This window comes from Shinella sp. HY16 (assembly GCF_028534175.1).
GTDB lineage: Bacteria > Pseudomonadota > Alphaproteobacteria > Rhizobiales > Rhizobiaceae > Shinella.
Window position 1 is genome coordinate 584,634 of the sequence record NZ_JAHYXL010000002.1, and the last position, 17,731, is coordinate 602,364.

A 17,731-nucleotide genomic window follows, 5' to 3' on the forward strand; every position below is an offset into this window, starting at 1 on the left:
CGATACTCCCTCACGAGATGATGGTGACACAGATGCGAAATGTCGCGCGGTTTTGGCTTTTCTGCATGTTATGCGTGCCATTATTGCTGCTGCTTGCTTGCTGTGCTGAGCAGGATGTTGAAGCGAATGGAGCGGCCGAACCGCAGGCCGTGCGCGTCAGCGTGATGACGGTGCAGCCGCAAGCCGTGACGGTCTATGACGAGCTGCCAGGACGTGTCAGTGCCTTGCGCACGGCCGAAATCCGGCCGCAGGTCAGCGGAATCATTCAAAAGAAGCTCTTTCAAGAGGGCTCTTTCGTGGACGCAGATGCGCCACTCTTCCAGATCGATCCATCGCCCTTTGCGGCCGATGTCGATGCTGCCGCCGCCGCGCTTGCGCGTGCCGAAGCCGAGTTTGTCAATGCGAAGGTGAAGTTCGAGCGCGCTGAGCTGCTCTCGGCACAGAAGATCACCAGTGACGAAGCTCTCAACAATGCGGCCGCGACGCTTGCTCAGGCTAAGGCGAGCGTGGCCGAGGCCACGGCCAATTTGACCCGGCGAAAGCTCGAATTGTCGAATGCGACAATTCGCAGCCCGATTAGTGGGACGATCGGTCAGTCCTTCATGACAGAAGGCGGCCTAGCCTCGTCTTCCGGGAGCGCACCGCTTGCAGTGATCCAGCAGATCGACCAGGTCTATGTAGATGTTCGTCAATCATCGATGAGCCTCGAAAGCCTGCGCGAGACGGCATCGAGTTCCGAAGTCAAAGATCCGGAAAAACTGCCGGTCAAGATCAAAACCATCACGGACAGGCCGTACGCCCATACGGGCACTATCGTGTTTTCCGATATCTCCGTCGACAGCGCAACAGGGAGTCTGGCCATCCGCATAGTCGTGCCGAACGCCGAGGACCAGTTGCTGCCTGGTATGTTTGTGCGCGCACTCGTGCCGCGAGAGGTCCATTCCGCAGCACTTCTTGTGCCTCAAGAGGCCGTGATGCGCGACCTCACCGGAAAGCCGCAACTCGTCATCGTCAACGCAAAGAAGACGAGCGAAAAACGTCTGGTGGAACTGGGGCCGCTTATCGATCGCAACTACCTCGTAAGACGCGGCTTGTCGGCTGGAGAAACGATTGTCGTTCAAGGGCAGGAGAGGGTCCAAAGTGGCCAGCTTTTGGAGACATCGCCGGTCCAACCCGTCCCTGGTACGCAGAGCTGAGACAGCCATCATGCCGCAATTTTTCATCGAACGGCCCGTCTTCGCATGGGTCATCGCAATCATGATTGTGATCGCCGGTCTGATCGCCATCCCGCAACTGCCCGTGTCGCGTTACCCGGCGATTGCTCCGCCTAGCGTGTCGATTTACGCGAGCTATCCCGGCGCCACTCCGCAGGTCATCAACGATAGCGTCACCAGTCTGATCGAACGCGAGGTTTCCGGCGCTAAGAATGTGCTTTACTTCGACTCGTCTGCTGACTCCTCGGGATCGACAACCGTCACCGTCACCTTCAAGCCGGGCACGGACGCTGAATTGGCTCAGGTGGACATCCAGAACAGGCTCAAGGCCGTGGAGCCGCGATTGCCAGAGGCAGTCCGTCGGGCTGGCCTATCGGTGGAATCGGCTTCGTCAGGGTTCTTGATGATTGTCTCCCTGAAGTCGAAAGACGGCGCCATCGACGCATTGGCGCTTGATGACTATCTCGTGCGCAACATCGCCCCGGAACTCAAGCGGGTTTCAGGCGTCGGCCGCGTCCAGTCCTTCGGGTCCGAGGCTGCCATGCGGATCTGGGTCGATCCGACGCGCTTGCTCGCGCATTCTGTTTCGATGGCCGAGGTCATACAGGCGATCCAGTCGCAGAACCTTCAGGTGGCGCCTGGGCGACTTGGAGATGCGCCGACAGTTCCAGGGCAAAAGGTCAGCGTACCGCTCAATGTCGAAGGCCAGCTTCAGACCGTCAACGAATTCTCGGACATCGTCTTCCGCTCAAATCCGGACGGCTCCCATCTGACGCTGGGTGATGTTGCCCGCATTGAGGTTGGATCCCAGTCGTCGAGCTTCGCCATTCTCGACGGCGGCAAGCCTGCCACGGCAGCCGCCATCCAGGTCACACCCGGGGCAAATGCGGTTAGCACCTCTAGCGGTGTTCGCGCGAGACTGGCAGAGCTTTCGCTGAACATGCCGGCGGGGATCGAATATGCGATCTCGTACGACACGGCACCCTTCGTGAAGGTCTCGATCCAGAAAGTGGCGCAGACACTGGCTGAGGCTATGGTGCTCGTCTTTCTCATCATGCTGCTCTTCCTGCAAAACATCCGGTACACCCTCATTCCGGCCATCGTCGCACCGATAGCGCTGCTCGGCACCTTCGCGGTCATGCTGGCATTGGGATATTCCATCAATGTCCTAACGATGTTCGGCATGGTTCTCGCGATCGGGATTATCGTAGACGACGCGATCGTGGTCGTGGAAAACGTCGAGCGGCTGATGGCGACGGAAGGTCTGTTCCCCCGTGAGGCGACGCGAAAGGCCATGGGCGAGATCACGGGCGCGGTGATCGGGATCACGCTCGTCTTGACAGCCGTGCTTCTTCCTATGGGCTTTGCCTCCGGCGCGGTTGGCGCGATCTATCGTCAGTTCACGGTATCTATGGCCGTGTCGGTCGCTTTCTCGGCCTTTCTGGCTCTCAGCCTGACCCCGGCGCTTTGCGCGAGCTTGTTGAAGCCGATCGATAGCGGGCACCATCAGCGAAACGGACTTTTCGGCTGGTTCAACCGCGGCTTTGATCGCTTGACCGAGGGCTACACGGGCTGGGTCGCACGTCTTGTTCAGAGGACCGGTCGGACCATGCTTGTCTATGTCACGATAGTGGGCGCAGTCGCCTATGGTTACGGCACGCTGGCGACGGCATTCGTGCCTGAGGAAGATCAGGGCTCGTTCATGACCTCCATCACACTTCCGGCGGAGGCGACGGCTGAACGCACCCGAGACGTCGTTGATCTCTTAGAAAAACATGTCCAGACACGACCGGATATCGTCAACAACCTGACAATCATGGGTTTCGGTTTCTCGGGTTCAGGTTCCAATACCGCCATGTCGTTTACGAGCCTCAAGGATTGGGATAAGCGTTCAGGTAGCGTCGATGACGAGGTGAATCTAGCAACCGAAGCCATGGCTGCAGCACCAGAGGGCGAGATTCTCAGCATGAAGCCGCCGGCCATTGATGAGCTCGGTACAACCTCTGGATTTGCGCTAAGGCTTCAAGACCGCGCTAACCATGGGGAGATAGCCTTTTCTGCGGCTGCAGCCCAACTCACGAAGCTTGCGTCCGAGAGCACGCTGCTGAGCGACGTGCGCGTGGACGGGCTGCCAAACGGTCCCAGTGTTACCCTTGTCGTCGATCGCCAGAAGGCAAGTGCGCTGGGGGTCGCCTACACGACGATTAGTGACACGCTCAGCGGTTCCGTTGGCTCGACCTATGTCAATGACTTCCCGCGCGACGGTCGGCTGCAACAGGTCATCCTCCAGGCCGAGCCGAAAAGCCGTATGCAGGTCGATGACATCCTTAACCTGCATGTTCGCAGCGATGCGGGCAAAATGGTTCAGCTTTCGGAAATTGTGACAGCAGAATGGTCCACCATCCCACTGCAGGTGACACGCTATAATGGATATCCGTCCCTCAGCCTGTCGGGTTCGGCAGCAAAAGGTGTGTCGAGCGGTGAAGCCATGGATGAAATTGAGCAATTGGCGCTCAAGCTTCCCAAGGGCTTTGCCGTCGAATGGACGGGGCAGTCCCTGCAGGAGCGGCAATCGGGTACGCAGGCGCCGATGCTCATGGCCTTTTCGTTCCTCATTGTCTTTCTGGTGCTCGCAGCCTTGTACGAAAGCTGGACCATTCCACTCTCCGTCATGCTGGTTGTCCCGCTCGGGATCCTCGGGGCGGTGATCGCTGTTCACCTGCGTGGCCTGGAAAACGATGTCTTCTTCAAGGTCGGCCTGATCACCCTGATCGGCCTTTCCGCCAAGAATGCGGTGTTGATTGTCGAGTTCGCGCGCAAGCGCCAGCGAGACGGGCTGGTTCTTGCCGCAGCCGTCGTCGAAGCCGCGCGCCTTCGTCTGCGCCCTATCGTCATGACCTCGCTCGCCTTTACGCTGGGCGTCGTTCCGCTGGTCATTGCATCAGGTGCAAGCTCGGAAACCCAGAATGCAATTGGGACCGGCCTATTCGGCGGAATGATTTCCGGAACGGTACTTGCGGTATTATTTGTCCCGGCCTTGTACGTGATCGTGACGCGGTTCACACGCTGGCTCGGACGTTCAAGTGCGCTGCCCGGCAACGGCTAGCCAGCTGGACCGATACGGCATAACCCCCAACGAGATTGTCCGCTTCTCTTGTCCACGAGACAGAAGCGGACAGTCTTGTCACGGCCCCAAACCGGCCATTGGGGACATCAAGTGGTGCCCGTATCGGAAACTTGATCTGAATATAAAGTGGTGAGCCGCGGGGCGCGGGTTCTGATCCCTTCAAGAGCATTTTAAGTTATGCATTCGGCCGGTGCTCACGTCCTGCACCGACTAATTGGGTGGGACCATAGGTGTATGCAGCACGGCGCCTGCCTTTTGAGCTGCTGCTGTTAGGCGTTTGTCCCTGGTCCACAAGCTCGATCGCCCGTCAAGCAGCGTCGAAGCCAACAAGTGTGCGTCGGTGTAACCGATTCCCATACTGAAAATCGAATGACGATCGATCATTGTCATGACCTCAGCGTGCGTGGCGACGAATGCTTCGCGCTGTGCCGCTAAATACGCCACTACGGCATCACGGTCCCGAAGACTGCCAAGCGCCAATTCGCCGATAATCGCAGGGTGGCAGAGTAGGAGGTCGTCCTCAATGATTGTGCGTAGCTCCGGGTCTCCGTAGCGAAAATGATCGATCCAGATGGAGGTGTCTACAAGGATCACTTTGCCGCTTCGCTCCGGCGCCGAGGGGCTGCTTCAGCATCGGGCATGGAGCCCCCGAGCGCGAGCAGTCGCTTTCCTGATTCGATTCGCACAAGTGTTTCCAATGCCTGGCGGACAAGCGCAGCCGTTTCCTTGGTTCCGGTTAGGAATCTTGCTCGTTCCATGAGGTTGTCGTCGAGATTGATCGTGGATCGCATGAAAAAGCTCCTGCATAGAATGGCATCGATAGCACCATTTGGTGCTGAAATCTACGCCTTGCTGTACTCACTCCAATGCGGCGACCGATTACCGATCAGAATCATCTTAGAGTTTTTGGTTCAAATCCCATCAAGAGCCCTTGCTGATCAAGACCAAGCGCATCTTGTTTCGGCGAAGGTCTAGCATGTCTTCGACATTGCCTTGATCAATGCCGCGGCGGAAACTGCACCCGGATCGAGGTGGCCCAGGGATCGTTCGCGAACGTGCGCTGCGCGCCCCTTGGCTGCAACCATCGTGGCCGTCGCGGCAGCACCGTTGTCGGCCGCGGCAGTGACGGCGGACCAGAATTCATGTTTCGACTTGCCTTCAGCGACGGCTGCCGTAGCCGCCTCGGCGGCTGGGAGCCAGACATCGAGCATGGTCTTGTCACCGCGCTGCGCCTTGCCGCGGTCCCGAATGCCCTCGGAAATTGCAGCAAGTATGTCACGGAAGGCTTGAAGATCGAGCTCGTGACGGCCGATAAGCACCTGTGCTGCCCGGCGGAAACCCGTAGCGTAGAGGGGACCTGTCGAGGCGCCGACCGCGTCGAGGAAGCTCGTCGCCGTCGTCGATATCACGTCCGACGGGCTTGCCGTATCGACATCGAGTATAGCGAGTGCCGTCGTCACCGCCTTGAAGCCGATCGACATGGTGATGCCGTGGTCCCCGTCGCCGATGGCGCCGTCAAGTTCCGAGAGGTGGTCCTTCTCTGCTTCGATCACCTGGGACATCCGTTCGAACATCCTGGCGAGAACCCGTGCCGCATTTTCCGACATGTTTTCCTCCCCCTTTGATGCAGGCGGCCCTAGCCCTGCGTCGCACTTCCTGTTTCAGGCGCATTGATGGTCAGGATCGCCGTCTGGCATGGATGGTGCAGCAGGTCGGTCAATTCCCGGTCGAGATGCATGATCGAGATGGAGGCGCCCACCATGTCGAGCGATGTACAATAGTGCCCAATCCAATTGGCCTCGATCGTGATGTTCTTGGCCGCCAGCCGCTGCGCCACCCGGCGGAACAGGATGTAGAGTTCCATCAACGGCGTTGCGCCGAAGGAATTGACCAGAACCGCCACCCGGTCACCGGGTTCCGCCTTCATTTCCTTGAAGATGGTGTCCATGATCGTATCGACGATCTCGTCGGCCGTGCGGATACGCTCGCGCGAAACGCCCGGCTCGCCGTGGATGCCCATGCCGAGCTCCATGTCCTCGGGCCCGATCTCGAAATTGTACCGTTGCGTCTGCGGCATGGAGCAGGATTCGAGCGCGACACCGACTGTGAAGGTGCGGTCGTTCGCCTTGCGAGTGACGGCCTCGCACTCGTCAAGCGTCATGCCGCGATCGCAGGCCGCCCCCGCCACCTTGAAGACGAAGAAGTTGCCGGCGACGCCGCGTCGTCCTTCCTTGTCCTCCACGGGAGACGAAACGACGTCGTCGGTGGTCAGCACTGTGCGAATCGAGATGCCTTGTTCTTCTGCGAGCTCGGCTGCCATTTCGAAGTTCATCACGTCGCCGGCGTAATTGCCGTAGACGAAAAGCACACCCGCTCCCCCCGAAGCGGCGACGGCGCATTTGGTGATTGGGTCCGGTGGCGGCGAGGAAAAGATGTTGCCGAGGGCGACCGCATCGGCAAGTCCCTTGCCGACATAGCCGACGAAGCAGGGCTCGTGCCCCGTGCCGCCACCGATGACGAGGCCTACCTTACCCTGTCGCGGGCCATTGCGCGCAACGAGTGCTCGACGTGACGTGCCAATGGGCTGGAGGTAGGGTTTGTGTGCGGCGATCAGGCCGTCCAGCATTTCTTCGACCACGTCATTGGGATTGTTGAGGAATTTCTTGACGCGCGTGCGATAGCTGTTGGCGACAGGTGCGCTCTTCTGGCGTTGTGAAAGTTTCCCGTCGAGGCTCGTCACCCCGTCAGCGCGCAGGATGCCGGCGCCGGTGGCAGCATCGGTCACCAGGACATTGGCATAGCCGCCACGCAATGCTGCCAGCAGGGCCGGCACCTTGTCGAAACCACCAGCGACGGCAACGCGCGTACCGATGCCGCGCAGCATTTCCAGCGAAATGCCGATCGTGCGGTCATCAAGAGGGCCGGCGACCGGACGGCCGCGCTCATCGATGAAGCGTCCGGCAAGCACACCGGCCGCCCCCTTCGCCAGATAGTGCTGCAACGGCACGGATTCGAAGAAGCCGCTGGTGTGGATCGTCGAATTGGGGCGGAGCGAGGAGATTCCGAAGACGATGCGGTTGGCGCGGGCGAGTGTGTCGAACTGTTCGCGGATCAGTGGCTCGGCGAGCAGCAGATCGTGCATCTGGGCGGAGGCGACGACGGAGGGGGCGGTGATGTTGACACAGCGTGCCGAGATCGCCCGGGCAAGGGCGGCGGTTGTCAGTTCCGGCGTGTAGTTGAAGCTTGCCGTGGTGCCGCCCGTTGCCTGAACGACGGTAACATCCTGTAGAGGAGCCATTTCCAGGTGCTCGCCGACCGAGAGGACCGTACGGCCCCAGGCGACGGCGAGCGTGTCGCCGGACTTGATCATCTTGGAAAGCGCCTGCGCGCCAGCTGCCCCAAGCCGGCCGATCAGCGGACGTGAATCGTCATCGTTTGGTACGACGAGGCAGTCGGCGAGGCCGAAATGACGCTTCAGTTCCTGCGCGATGGTGAGCGAGGCGAGGCGGGCGGGCTCGATGGAGATGTTGACGATGCCCTTCTCGCGGGCATCCGCGAGGTAGCTGTTGACGGTGGCGCGCGACACACCCATCGCCTCGGCGATCTCGCCCTGCGTCATGCCGTCTTCGTAGTAGAGCCAGCAGGCCCAGACATAGGGGTCATCGCCATAGCGCAGCGGAATCAAGTCTATGCCTTCCGGCCCGTTGCCCCGGCCGGGGCCGCCCTTGCGCGCTGCGGAAGTCTTCAATGCCATCGGTTTCGCTGGTCCCCCATCAGGCGGCGAAGATGAGAGCAACGCCGCCGGTTTGCAACATGCCTGGGCAAAAAAGCGGTGCGCGACCCGTCACAAAGGACAGGCCGCGCGTCCTGGGAGGACCTTTTCGCCCGGCTCAGGCAAGTCGTGCGCGCGCGCCGTCGGACAGTTCCTTGAGGATGATAGCGCAGGAGGTGGCGCCCGCATCCAATACGCCGAGCGAACGTTCGCCGAGACGGCTGGCGCGGCCGATCTTGGCCACGAGGTTGATTGTCGAGTCACGGCCGGTTTCGGCTGCAGCAACGAGGGCTTCCAGCGCCTCGCCGAACGACTTGCCATTCGCCGTCGCCGCGTCGAAAGCCTCGACTGCGGGCACGAAAGTATCGAGCAGCGTCTTGTCGCCGACCTTGGCCGAACCGATCGACTGGATGCCAGCGAGGCCTGCGTGCAGCATCTTGCTATAGGCCGCGGCGTCGATCGTCTCGACACCCTCGATCGTTTCGGCGAACTCGGTGAACATGACGCCGTAGAGCGGACCCATCGAGCCGCCGATTTCCGTCATCAGCACCGTGCCGAGCGTGTCGAGAGACACGGCAAGCGAGGCATTCTTGTCCTTAAGACGCTCGGCGGCCATGCCAAAACCCTTGGCCATGTTCACGCCATGGTCACCGTCACCGATCTTGCCGTCGATCTCGCTGAGATAGGCACGGTTCTCGATAATCCGCTCGGCCATCGACAGAACGATGGCACCGGCGGAAGCATTGTCGAAGGTCTGCATATGTCTTCCTCCGTTACAGGATCATCGTGCAACGCGTCTCGACGTCGAGCAGCGTCTTCAGTTCGTCGTCGAGCGCCATGACGGTCAGCGTTGCGCCGACCATTTCCAGCGAAGTGAAGTAATTGCCGATCCAGGTTTTGCGGATTTTCAGGCCACGGGCCGAAATCTCGCTCTCGATCGTGTCGTTGAGGATATAGAGCTCGTTGAGCGGTGTTGCGCCCAGACCCGAAACGAGCACGGCGACCTCGGTGCCCTCAGGCAGTTTGTGATCGTCGAGCACGATCTTCACCATGTCCCTGGCGACCTCGTCGGCCGTCTTCAGCTTTTCGACGCGTACGCCCGGTTCGCCGTGATGGCCGATACCGACCTCCATCGTGCCGGGCTCGATCTGGAAATTCGGATGGCCGACGGCCGGCAGCGTGCAGGGGCCGAGGCCCACGCCGATCGAGCGGCAATTATCGATTGCCTTCTGCGCAGTGGCGCGGACTTCTTCGAGGCTGGCGCCGGTCGCAGCCTTGGCGCCGCCCATCTTCCACATGAAGATCTCGCCGGCGACACCGCGGCGCTTCTCGCGCTCCTCCGGCGGGGCGGAGCAGACGTCGTCGTTGGCGACGACGGTCACGACCTCGATCCCGTCCTTGGCAGCAAGCTTCGTTGCCATCTTCACATTCATGTTGTCGCCGGCATAGTTGCCGTAGAGGACGACGACGCCCTTACCGCCGTTCGCCTCGCGGATAGCGTCATGAAAACTCTTGGCTGTCGGCGAGGAGAAGAGCTCGCCGACAGCAACGGCGTCGAGCATGTTCCTGCCGGTGTAGCCGATGAAGGCCGGCTCGTGGCCGGAACCACCGCCCGTCACCACGCCGACCTTGCCAGCAAAGGGGGCATCCTTGGCGACGACGACGCGTGGGTTTTCCGCAAGGCGCACGATGTCCGAATGAGCCTTGATGAAGCCCTTGACGGTATCTTCGACCACCAGGTCCGGATCGTTGATGAAACGCTGCATGATAAGTCCTCTCACAGAATGGTATAGCCGCCGTCGATCAGGAGATCGGCGCCGTTGATCATGTCGGCGCCCGGCGAGGCCAGGAAAACGGCGGCGGCGGCAATCTCTTCCGGGAACGCGAAACGGCCAGTGGGGATGCGCTTCTTCGCATTCTCCCCCTTCTCGCCGGCCCAGGCCTGCTTGCCCAGTTCAGTGAGAACGATGGTGGGCGAAATCGTGTTGACGGTAATGCCGTGTTTGCCCCATTCGGCGGCGAAGGTCTTGGACATGCCGATGACGCCGAACTTTGAGGCGCAGTAGGCGACATGCTCCTCGATGGCGACCGTGCCGGCCTGCGAGGCGAGGTTGACGATCTTGCCGCCCCTGCCGGCCGCGATCATGCGGCGGCCGACCGCCTGGGTGATCAGGAAGCTGCCCTTGAGGTTGATGTCGATCGTCCTGTCCCACTGGGAAAGCGTCAGGTCTTCGGCCGGGGCAAGCGCGACGATGCCGGCACTATTGACCGCGATATCGATGCCGCCAAAGGTTTCGACCACATCATCAACGGCCTTTTCGACGGAGGCCGGGCTGGAAACGTCGCAGACGAAGGGCTTTGCCGAACCGCCGAGTTCTTCCGCCTTCGCCTTGGCGACATCGGCATTGATGTCGAGCACGGCGACTTTGGCGCCCTTGGCCGCAAAGGCGGCGGCGATAGCCGCGCCGATGCCGGAGGCGCCGCCGGTGACGAGCGCGACCCTGCCGTCGAGCGGGAAGTTGAGATCGATCTTGGGAGGTGTGTCGGACATCGGTTCAGCCTTCGAAGGGTTGGGAAAGCGGGGCGACACTCGCCGCCCCGCAGATGGTTGTTACTTGCGCATTTCCAGGAGCTTATCGACGTTCTCCGCCGTGACCGGCGTCCACGGAACATTGTACTCCTTGTCCTTGCCGTCGTTGAACGGCATGTCCGGATACTGTGCCCAGATATCGGACTGCGGCTTATAGTCGCCCTTCTTGGCGTGGAGGATCGCAAGGTCTAGTGCACCCTGTGCCTGGGCGCGGGCGTCCTGCAGGATCGAGGTGATCGTGCCTTCCTTGACGGCTGTCAGCGCGTCCGTGATGCCGTCGATGCCGGCAATCGCGAAATCCTCTGTCTTCAGGCCGGCGGACTTGATCGCTTCGACGGCGCCGAGCGCCATTTCATCGTTCTGGCCGATGACGCCGTTGATCTGGCCGGGATGCGAGGTCAGCCAGTTCTCCATCAGCGTCTGGGCTTCGGCGCGCGACCAGTTGGCGGTCTGCTGCTCGAGAACCTTGACGTCGGGGCATTCGGCAAGCGCCTTCTGGTTGCCTTCCAGGCGCGAGATCTGCGCGGACTGGCCGATCGGGCCTTCGATGATCACGACATTGCCCTTGCAACCGATCTTGTCGAGCACTGCCTTGGCTTCCATGTAGCCGGAGATCGTGTCGTCGGAACCGACATAGGAGGAGAGCAGGTCGGAGTTTACGCGGGTGTTGGAGCCGATGACGGGAATGCCGGCGTCATGGGCAGCCTGTACGGCGGTAGCGCCGGCTTCGATGTCGATCGGCACGAAGATGATCGCGTTGAACTTCTGGGTGATCATCGTGTTGAACTGTTCCTGCTGGACCAGCGCATCGTAGCGGCCGTCGAAAACGGTCAGTTCGACTTCGCCGCTCTTCACGGCCGGGTGTTCCTCAAGCGCTGCGGACCAGATCTGCATGAATTCCGCGTTGAGGCCGTAAGGCGCCGCGCCGATCTTCAGCTTCTCCTGGGCCAGGGCGGACGAGGCGAGCAGCACCGTCGCAGAGGCAAGTGCGATCATCAGTTTCTTCATGTCATTCTCCTCCTTTGAGAATTGCGGCCGCTCTCAGGCGTGCCGTTCGTCCGCGGGCGTGGGAAGACGCCCGGTTTCTTCGGGCTAGAGGCCCTGATTTCGCTTCTGGTCGAGCATGACGGCACCGACGATGAGGGCGCCCTTGAGGACCTGCTGGTAGTAGGACTGGATGCCCATGAGATCGAGGCCGTTGTTCATGACGCCGATGATGAGGGCGCCGATCAGTGTTCCCGTCACCCGGCCAACGCCGCCCGAAAGGCTGGTGCCGCCGATGACGACCGCCGCGATGGCATCGAGCTCGTAGGCGATGCCGGCCTGTGGCAGGGCCGAACCCGTGCGGGCCGAGAGGATCATGCCGGCAAGGCCCGACAGCGCACCCGAGATAACGTAGACCATGAAGCGGATGCGGCTGACGTTGAGGCCTGAGGTCTTGGCCGCATGCGGGTTGCCGCCGACGGCATAGATGTAGCGGCCGAAGCGCGTGCGGGTCAGGACCCACCAGGAGACGCCGAAGACCAGGGCGAGCAGGATGACTGGCATCGGGATGCCAAGGATGTTGCCCGTGCCGATCCAGCGGAATTCCGGGCTGAGGCCGGGCACCGGCTTGCCACCGCCATAGATCAGCGTGGCGCCGCGGGCGGCCGAGAGCATGCCGAGCGTCGCCACGAAGGCGGGCACGGAAAAGCGTGAGACGATGAAACCCACCAGCGCGCCGCAGGCAACGCCCACGAGAATGCCGGCTGCGAGCGCCACGACCATGGGATAGGGTGCACCGGCAATGCCTGCCGTTGCCGAACTGGTCACGAAGCTCGCGCTCACCATGCCGGCGAGTGCGACGACCGAGCCCACAGAAAGGTCGATGCCGCGTGTCAGGATGACGAAGGTCATGCCGATCGCGAGAATGCCATTGATCGACGTCTGGAGCAGTACGTTGGAAATGTTGCCCGGCGTCAGGAAGAATTCGTTCGACAATGCGAGAATGCCGACCAGCAGCAGGAAGGCGAGGAAGATGCCGTATTCCTGCAGGATCAGCTTGCGGCGGTCGGAATTCAGCCAGCTGCTGGCGGTGTTGTTTTCTGCACTGGACACGGTGTCACCTCTTGCCATGCGGGGGTCGATGCGTCGCTTGGGGTCTCGTTTCCGTCAGGTCGACAGATGCACGAGGGACTGGGCATCGGTCTCGCGCCGGTCATGGATGCCGGCGGACCGTCCCTGGCGCATCACGAGGATGCGGTCGGACATTCCCAGAATTTCGTCGATTTCGGAGGAGATCATCACGACCGTGCCGCCGGCCGCGGCAAAATCGCAGATGACGCGGTAGATCTCGCGCTTGGCGCCCACATCGACGCCGCGGGTCGGCTCGTCGAGCAGCAGCACGCGCGGCTGGCGCAGGAACCACTTGCCGAGCACGACCTTTTGCTGGTTGCCGCCCGACAGGCCGGAGACCGGCATCGTGTCTCGCGCCGCCTTGATGGCAAAGCGGGCGATCATGTCGGCGCTGGCGGCCTGCTCGTTGCTCTTGCGCATCACGAAGGCCGGGCTCATTTCCGGCAGGCTGGCCAGGCAGATATTGTTGCGCACGCTGTCCGTCAGGTTGAGGCCCGTGACCTTGCGATCCTCGGTGACAAAGGCGATGCCCTCTGCCATGGCGTCGGACGGCTGGCGGATCGTCACGGCCGTGCCGTCGAGGCGGATGTCGCCCGCCGACGGGCGATCCATGCCGAAAAGGCAATTGAAGATTTCTGTGCGCCCCGAGCCCATCAGCCCGTAGATGCCGAAAATCTCGCCCTTGTGGGCGGTAAACGAGATGTCTTCGATCTTGCCGGGGGCCGACAGGCCCGTCACCTCAAGGCCGGCGATCTCGGTCGGCGTGTTGGTCTTGATATACTCCTCGCCGAGCTCGCGGCCGACGATCATCCGGATGAGGCCGGGCCGATCGATGTCGGCAAGTTTGCCGGCTCCGACGAAGCCGCCGTCGCGGAACACCGTGTAGCTGTCGGCGATCTGGAAGATCTCCGAAAGACGGTGCGAGACATAGACGATGCCCTTGCCCTCTGCCTTCAGGCGCTCGATCGCAGAAAAAAGGTGCTGTGCCTCCTTTTCGCCGATCGCCGATGTCGGCTCATCCATGAAGATGACGTCTGCCTCGTGGCTCAGTGCCTTGGCGATCTCGACCAGCTGCATCTGCGCGACCGAGAGGTTCATCATGTATTGCGTGGCGGAAATGCTGAACTCGAGGCGGTCGAGCAGCGCCTGCGCATTGCGGTTCATCGTCTTGAAATCGATGCCGCCGAAGCGGGCGGAGGGCTCGCGGCCGAGATAGATGTTTTCCGCCACTGTCATGTGCGGAACCGGGCTCAGCTCCTGCTCAATGATGGCGATGCCGGAGCGAAGCGCTTCGGCCGGATTGCCGAATTCCACCGGGTTGCCGCGATGCAGAATCGTGCCGCCGTCGCGCTTGTGGATGCCCATGAGGATGGAAAGGAACGTCGATTTGCCTGCGCCGTTGCCGCCGCACAGCGCGTGCACCGAGCCGGCTTCCAGCTCAAAGCGGCCGTCGCGAAGTGCGGCAACGCCGCCAAAGGACTTTTTCAGTCCTTCCACTTTCAAAAGCGGACCCATGCATTCCTCCACGCATTTCCGCGACACTCCCTCATCGCGCTTTACAAAATATGTTTATCTATCGACAAATGTCAATCAGAAGAAATGACAAACGATCTTCACCGTTTGTCATTTGTAAGAATGTAGGGTGCCTTATCCGGGTATCTTGTTGTTACGCCTTGCTTTTCGAGCCGTGACCTAAATGGGGATGTAAGCGTGATCGGGCTTTTTCCGGAGGCGTATCGCGCCCATGCAGGCAGTGGTCATCCGCCAGTTCCTGCCGCTGGGTGGGGCGGGATTTGTATTGTCCTGTGTCGGTGGCGACCGTGGAGGCAGGTGGTGTTGGCGATGTTAAAAGCGAAAATGCCAGAGGGCCCAAAGAGCCCCTGCATCTCAAAGAGCGATTATTCGAATGCCGATCCGGGTAACGGATCGGTGGTTCTGCTCTCGTCAAGAGCCGTTTCATTGCTCAGTGTCGTGCCTCGGTTTGAGTGTATTGAGGGATGGTCAGCTCTCGATCGCTTCCAGGTTCACTCTTCGATGAACCGCCCAGTTTGTTTCTGGATCGCTGCTATCGCCAGAAGCTGATGGGTCAGGCCCGGCATGGCTGCGGGGAACCGGCCGTCAAGGGCCGCGGTTCCGACGGTAAAGCCGGCGGCCCGGCCACTGACGGCCGCGTGGATGCGCTCGGCCCGGTCGATGGATCCTGCGACGACGACGGGTTTGACAACGGTGTTGCAGACGGCCCTGATCAGTTCCGCGGCGTCGACATCGGCACGATAGGCAAGGAGGTCGAGGCCATGCACGCCGTCGCGGCTTGCAAGGTCTCGGGCGCTTGCGACGATCTCCATCATCGACCCCTCGAGAATGCTCGGGTGCCCGGTTATGCGACCGGGGAACGGATAGTATCGCAGGCCGCTTGCCTCGATTAGGGGAAGCACATCGTCCACATGGGTGCCGCCAAGGAGATAGTCGACCCCGAGCGTGAGGGCGGCGCGCACCGATGCGATCTCGCTGTCTCTGTCGAGCGAAACCACCTCGAGGTAACTTTTTGCACCCGCCTGCTGGATTTCCCGGTTCAGGTCGGTAAGCGCCGACAGGGGCAGGCCGATATCCTTGAATCCGATGTGACGAACGCCCGCCGAAAGCACGGCGGGTAGTTGCTCCCGCGCGTCCGGGATCGTCCGGTCGTTGCGGGTGAGCATGAAGATGAAGTCTGTGTCGGACATGTCAGTTCTCCCGTTCGGATGACGCCCTTGTCAGTCGGCAGGCGTAGTCGATTGCTGCTTCGAGGCTTCCCGGATCGGCAATGCCCTGGCCTGCGATATCGAAGGCGGTGCCATGGTCTGGGCTTGTGCGTATGAAGGGCAGGCCAAGCGTGATATTCACGCCCTTTTCCAGCCCCAGATATTTGACCGGGATGAGCCCCTGGTCGTGGTACTGCGCGACGACCACGTCGAAGCGGCCGTTTCGCGCTTGCATGAACACCGTATCGCCCGGCCAGGGGCCGCTGGCGTCAATGCCCTCCGCGCGGGCTGCCGCAATGGCGGGGGCGATGATGCGGATTTCCTCGTCGCCAAAGAGGCCGCCTTCGCCGGCATGCGGATTGAGTCCCGCGACCGCGATACGGGGATGGGCGATACCCAGGGCACGGCCGCCCTGGTGGGCGAGGCGGATTGCGGACATCTGCGCTGGGAAATCCGCCCGGCGGATCGCATCGGCGAGCGAGCAGTGGATCGTCACCAGAACGGTACGGATGTCGTCATTGGCGAGCATCATCGCCACGTGCATCGCGCCGCCTCTGTCTGCGAGGATTTCCGTGTGGCCGGGGTAGGAAAGCCCGGCCTGAGCCAGTGCTTCCTTGTGGATTGGTGCCGTGACAATTCCAGCGACCGCACCTGACCTGGCAAGGTCGATCGCCGCAACGATAGCATTATAGGCCAAGCGGCCGCTGACGGCGCTGACCGTACCGAGCGGGGGTGGCGTTTCAACCCTGGACGAGGCGAGGACGTTCAGGGAGCCTTCCGGCTTTGCATCGGCGACCGTATCGATTTCGTTCAGGCGCAGCCCGCTGCCGAACCTGGCGATCGCCTTCGCCAGAACAGCCGGATCGCCGACAACGACGTTGTGACGCAAATCGGCACGGGCAAGGAGCGTCTTCGCGACGATCTCCGGTCCAATACCCGACGGGTCGCCCATGGTAATGGCAAGAGGCCGTAGAATGGTTTTCATGTGGACTTCCTTCCCATCTGAAGGATGGCATTTGTGGCATTGCACAAGGTCATGACCGAACCGAAACCGCCTGCTTTCATGGCAAGCAGTATCGGTCGTCCGTTCGAAAGGCGCGCGCAGCCAAGCGGAAACCCGGGCTCGAGTTCCTTGACCAGGGTGAGCGTATGGATGGAAAGCCGCTCCATAAGCGCACTCATCGTTTCTCCGCCGGTCGCGACGATGGCGTCGTACCATTGCCGCGACAGCGCGATGTCCGCCTCGTCCACCAGTGCGCAGAGGACTTTCGACGGATCCGCCGTGCGAGCGCGCGGGGCATGGATGCACGCGACGGATGCCGTTTTAGCGATACCTTCGGCTCTGTCGGCGACCGAGGCGCCAGTCGCGGCCAGTGCCTCGTATTGGGCGTGGCTGAGATGGTTTGCGCTGCCAACGAGGACGAGAATGCGACGCGGAGCGATTGGGGGCGTGAAGGTCTGGCGATCGGGCGATTGGCCGACGACCGCGGCCAGGGCCTCGGCCATGCCCGGGGATCCGACCCACAGAGCCGGGCCGTGTTTCGCAATCTCTGCAATCCGGCGATTCAGCAGGATCTGGCTGTGTGCATCGACGACGATGATCGAAGCGCCAGCAATGTGCTTCCCGATATCGCCGTCGGTTGCGCTAACGGAAACCGTTGCCATTCGGCCAAGATCGGGTGCGATCAGATCTGCAATCAGCGATGCGCGCGCAGGATGAACTGGGTCGTGGCCATAGGCGGTCTGTGCGACCGGCACACCGTGCAGGAGCTGGATACCGTCAACCGTGGTGCGTCCCGCGGTCGGAAATGCCGGAGCGATTACCAGCCGTGGCCGACCACTGGCCTTGAACGCCGCGGCAATTTCCGCACGAATGTGACCGCGCAGGGTGGAATCGATTGTCTTGTAGAGGTGCCGGCAGCCGGCAAGCGACGCGATCGCCTGCCCGGTTGCACGCATGGCATCGGCCTCTTCCATGAGCCGGCTGCCGGTATCGACGGCGACGACCGGTGCACCGACGCTCGCCTGCCGCTGCCGGCGGACGAGTGGTTGATAGCCGTACGTCAAGAAGGCCCCGGCTCCATCTGCAGCGCTCGTCAGGTCATCGGCGACGATGCCGACATGTTCGTTCTGGTCAATGATCTCTTCCATGAACCCTGGATATCAGCGGGT

15 protein-coding genes are annotated in these 17,731 nt (G+C 61.5%); 2 read left to right on the forward strand and 13 right to left on the reverse strand.

The annotated features are described in order from the left end of the window. Positions 1-17: 17 nt before the first annotated feature. Positions 18-1,196, forward strand: coding sequence for an efflux RND transporter periplasmic adaptor subunit (locus tag K0P03_RS23185; RefSeq protein ID WP_272790732.1), 1,179 nt, complete (start codon positions 18-20; stop codon positions 1,194-1,196). A gap of 10 nt (positions 1,197-1,206) precedes the next feature. Continuing rightward, positions 1,207-4,320 carry a multidrug efflux RND transporter permease subunit gene (locus K0P03_RS23190; RefSeq protein ID WP_272790733.1) on the forward strand — a complete coding sequence of 1,038 codons (3,114 nt, stop codon included), beginning with the start codon at positions 1,207-1,209 and terminating at the stop codon, positions 4,318-4,320. A 231-nt stretch (positions 4,321-4,551) separates the two neighbouring features. Here the strand turns inward: K0P03_RS23190 and K0P03_RS23195 are convergent, their stop codons facing one another. From K0P03_RS23195 to K0P03_RS23255, 13 genes are all read right to left on the reverse strand, one after another. Continuing rightward, the gene (locus tag K0P03_RS23195; RefSeq protein WP_272790734.1) at positions 4,552-4,935 is read right to left on the reverse strand and encodes a type II toxin-antitoxin system VapC family toxin; all 384 of its coding nucleotides are present in this window, start codon (positions 4,933-4,935) and stop codon (positions 4,552-4,554) included. Beyond that, entirely contained in the window at positions 4,932-5,132 is a 201-nt protein-coding gene (locus K0P03_RS23200) for a type II toxin-antitoxin system VapB family antitoxin (protein ID WP_023517619.1), read from the reverse strand. Before K0P03_RS23200 ends, K0P03_RS23195 begins: the two co-directional genes overlap by 4 nt. A gap of 180 nt (positions 5,133-5,312) precedes the next feature. Beyond that, positions 5,313-5,948, reverse strand: coding sequence for a dihydroxyacetone kinase subunit DhaL (gene dhaL, locus K0P03_RS23205; RefSeq protein WP_272790735.1), 636 nt, complete (start codon positions 5,946-5,948; stop codon positions 5,313-5,315). Between the two features lie 29 nt (positions 5,949-5,977). Next, the gene (locus tag K0P03_RS23210; RefSeq protein WP_272790736.1) at positions 5,978-8,095 is read right to left on the reverse strand and encodes a bifunctional sugar-binding transcriptional regulator/dihydroxyacetone kinase subunit DhaK; all 2,118 of its coding nucleotides are present in this window, start codon (positions 8,093-8,095) and stop codon (positions 5,978-5,980) included. Between the two features lie 136 nt (positions 8,096-8,231). Further along, positions 8,232-8,873 carry a dihydroxyacetone kinase subunit DhaL gene (gene dhaL, locus K0P03_RS23215; RefSeq protein WP_023516865.1) on the reverse strand — a complete coding sequence of 214 codons (642 nt, stop codon included), beginning with the start codon at positions 8,871-8,873 and terminating at the stop codon, positions 8,232-8,234. Between the two features lie 13 nt (positions 8,874-8,886). Then, complete coding sequence (locus K0P03_RS23220; RefSeq protein ID WP_050746231.1) at positions 8,887-9,879, reverse strand: dihydroxyacetone kinase subunit DhaK; 993 nt, start codon at positions 9,877-9,879, stop codon at positions 8,887-8,889. 11 nt (positions 9,880-9,890) lie between these two features. After that, complete coding sequence (locus K0P03_RS23225) at positions 9,891-10,664, reverse strand: SDR family oxidoreductase (RefSeq protein WP_023516648.1); 774 nt, start codon at positions 10,662-10,664, stop codon at positions 9,891-9,893. 60 nt (positions 10,665-10,724) lie between these two features. Then, the gene (locus tag K0P03_RS23230) at positions 10,725-11,711 is read right to left on the reverse strand and encodes a substrate-binding domain-containing protein (RefSeq protein ID WP_050746233.1); all 987 of its coding nucleotides are present in this window, start codon (positions 11,709-11,711) and stop codon (positions 10,725-10,727) included. A gap of 84 nt (positions 11,712-11,795) precedes the next feature. After that, on the reverse strand, positions 11,796-12,800 hold the full coding sequence (locus K0P03_RS23235) for an ABC transporter permease (protein ID WP_050746265.1): 1,005 nt from the start codon (positions 12,798-12,800) through the stop codon (positions 11,796-11,798). 54 nt (positions 12,801-12,854) lie between these two features. Continuing rightward, a complete protein-coding gene (locus K0P03_RS23240; protein ID WP_023516242.1) occupies positions 12,855-14,333 on the reverse strand; it encodes a sugar ABC transporter ATP-binding protein in 1,479 nt (492 codons plus the stop codon). A 509-nt stretch (positions 14,334-14,842) separates the two neighbouring features. Beyond that, the gene (locus K0P03_RS23245; protein WP_272790737.1) at positions 14,843-15,541 is read right to left on the reverse strand and encodes a 4-hydroxythreonine-4-phosphate dehydrogenase; all 699 of its coding nucleotides are present in this window, start codon (positions 15,539-15,541) and stop codon (positions 14,843-14,845) included. 1 nt (position 15,542) lies between these two features. Beyond that, positions 15,543-16,544 (reverse strand): 4-hydroxythreonine-4-phosphate dehydrogenase PdxA, encoded by a 1,002-nt coding sequence (pdxA, locus tag K0P03_RS23250; protein WP_272790738.1) that lies wholly within the window; start codon positions 16,542-16,544, stop codon positions 15,543-15,545. Further along, positions 16,541-17,710: a four-carbon acid sugar kinase family protein gene (locus K0P03_RS23255; protein ID WP_272790739.1), complete on the reverse strand. Its 1,170-nt coding sequence runs from the start codon at positions 17,708-17,710 to the stop codon at positions 16,541-16,543. Before K0P03_RS23255 ends, pdxA begins: the two co-directional genes overlap by 4 nt. Between the last annotated feature and the right edge of the window lie 21 nt (positions 17,711-17,731).

Coding starts and splice junctions, on each gene's coding strand:
- K0P03_RS23185 (WP_272790732.1), top strand. CDS start 18: ATGATGGTGACACAGATGCGAAATGTCGCGCGGTTTTGGCTTTTCTGC.
- K0P03_RS23190 (WP_272790733.1), top strand. CDS start 1,207: ATGCCGCAATTTTTCATCGAACGGCCCGTCTTCGCATGGGTCATCGCA.
- K0P03_RS23200 (WP_023517619.1), bottom strand. CDS start 5,132: ATGCGATCCACGATCAATCTCGACGACAACCTCATGGAACGAGCAAGA.
- dhaL (WP_272790735.1), bottom strand. CDS start 5,948: ATGTCGGAAAATGCGGCACGGGTTCTCGCCAGGATGTTCGAACGGATG.
- K0P03_RS23210 (WP_272790736.1), bottom strand. CDS start 8,095: ATGGCATTGAAGACTTCCGCAGCGCGCAAGGGCGGCCCCGGCCGGGGC.
- dhaL (WP_023516865.1), bottom strand. CDS start 8,873: ATGCAGACCTTCGACAATGCTTCCGCCGGTGCCATCGTTCTGTCGATG.
- K0P03_RS23220 (WP_050746231.1), bottom strand. CDS start 9,879: ATGCAGCGTTTCATCAACGATCCGGACCTGGTGGTCGAAGATACCGTC.
- K0P03_RS23225 (WP_023516648.1), bottom strand. CDS start 10,664: ATGTCCGACACACCTCCCAAGATCGATCTCAACTTCCCGCTCGACGGC.
- K0P03_RS23230 (WP_050746233.1), bottom strand. CDS start 11,711: ATGAAGAAACTGATGATCGCACTTGCCTCTGCGACGGTGCTGCTCGCC.
- K0P03_RS23240 (WP_023516242.1), bottom strand. CDS start 14,333: ATGGGTCCGCTTTTGAAAGTGGAAGGACTGAAAAAGTCCTTTGGCGGC.
- K0P03_RS23245 (WP_272790737.1), bottom strand. CDS start 15,541: ATGTCCGACACAGACTTCATCTTCATGCTCACCCGCAACGACCGGACG.
- pdxA (WP_272790738.1), bottom strand. CDS start 16,544: ATGAAAACCATTCTACGGCCTCTTGCCATTACCATGGGCGACCCGTCG.
- K0P03_RS23255 (WP_272790739.1), bottom strand. CDS start 17,710: ATGGAAGAGATCATTGACCAGAACGAACATGTCGGCATCGTCGCCGAT.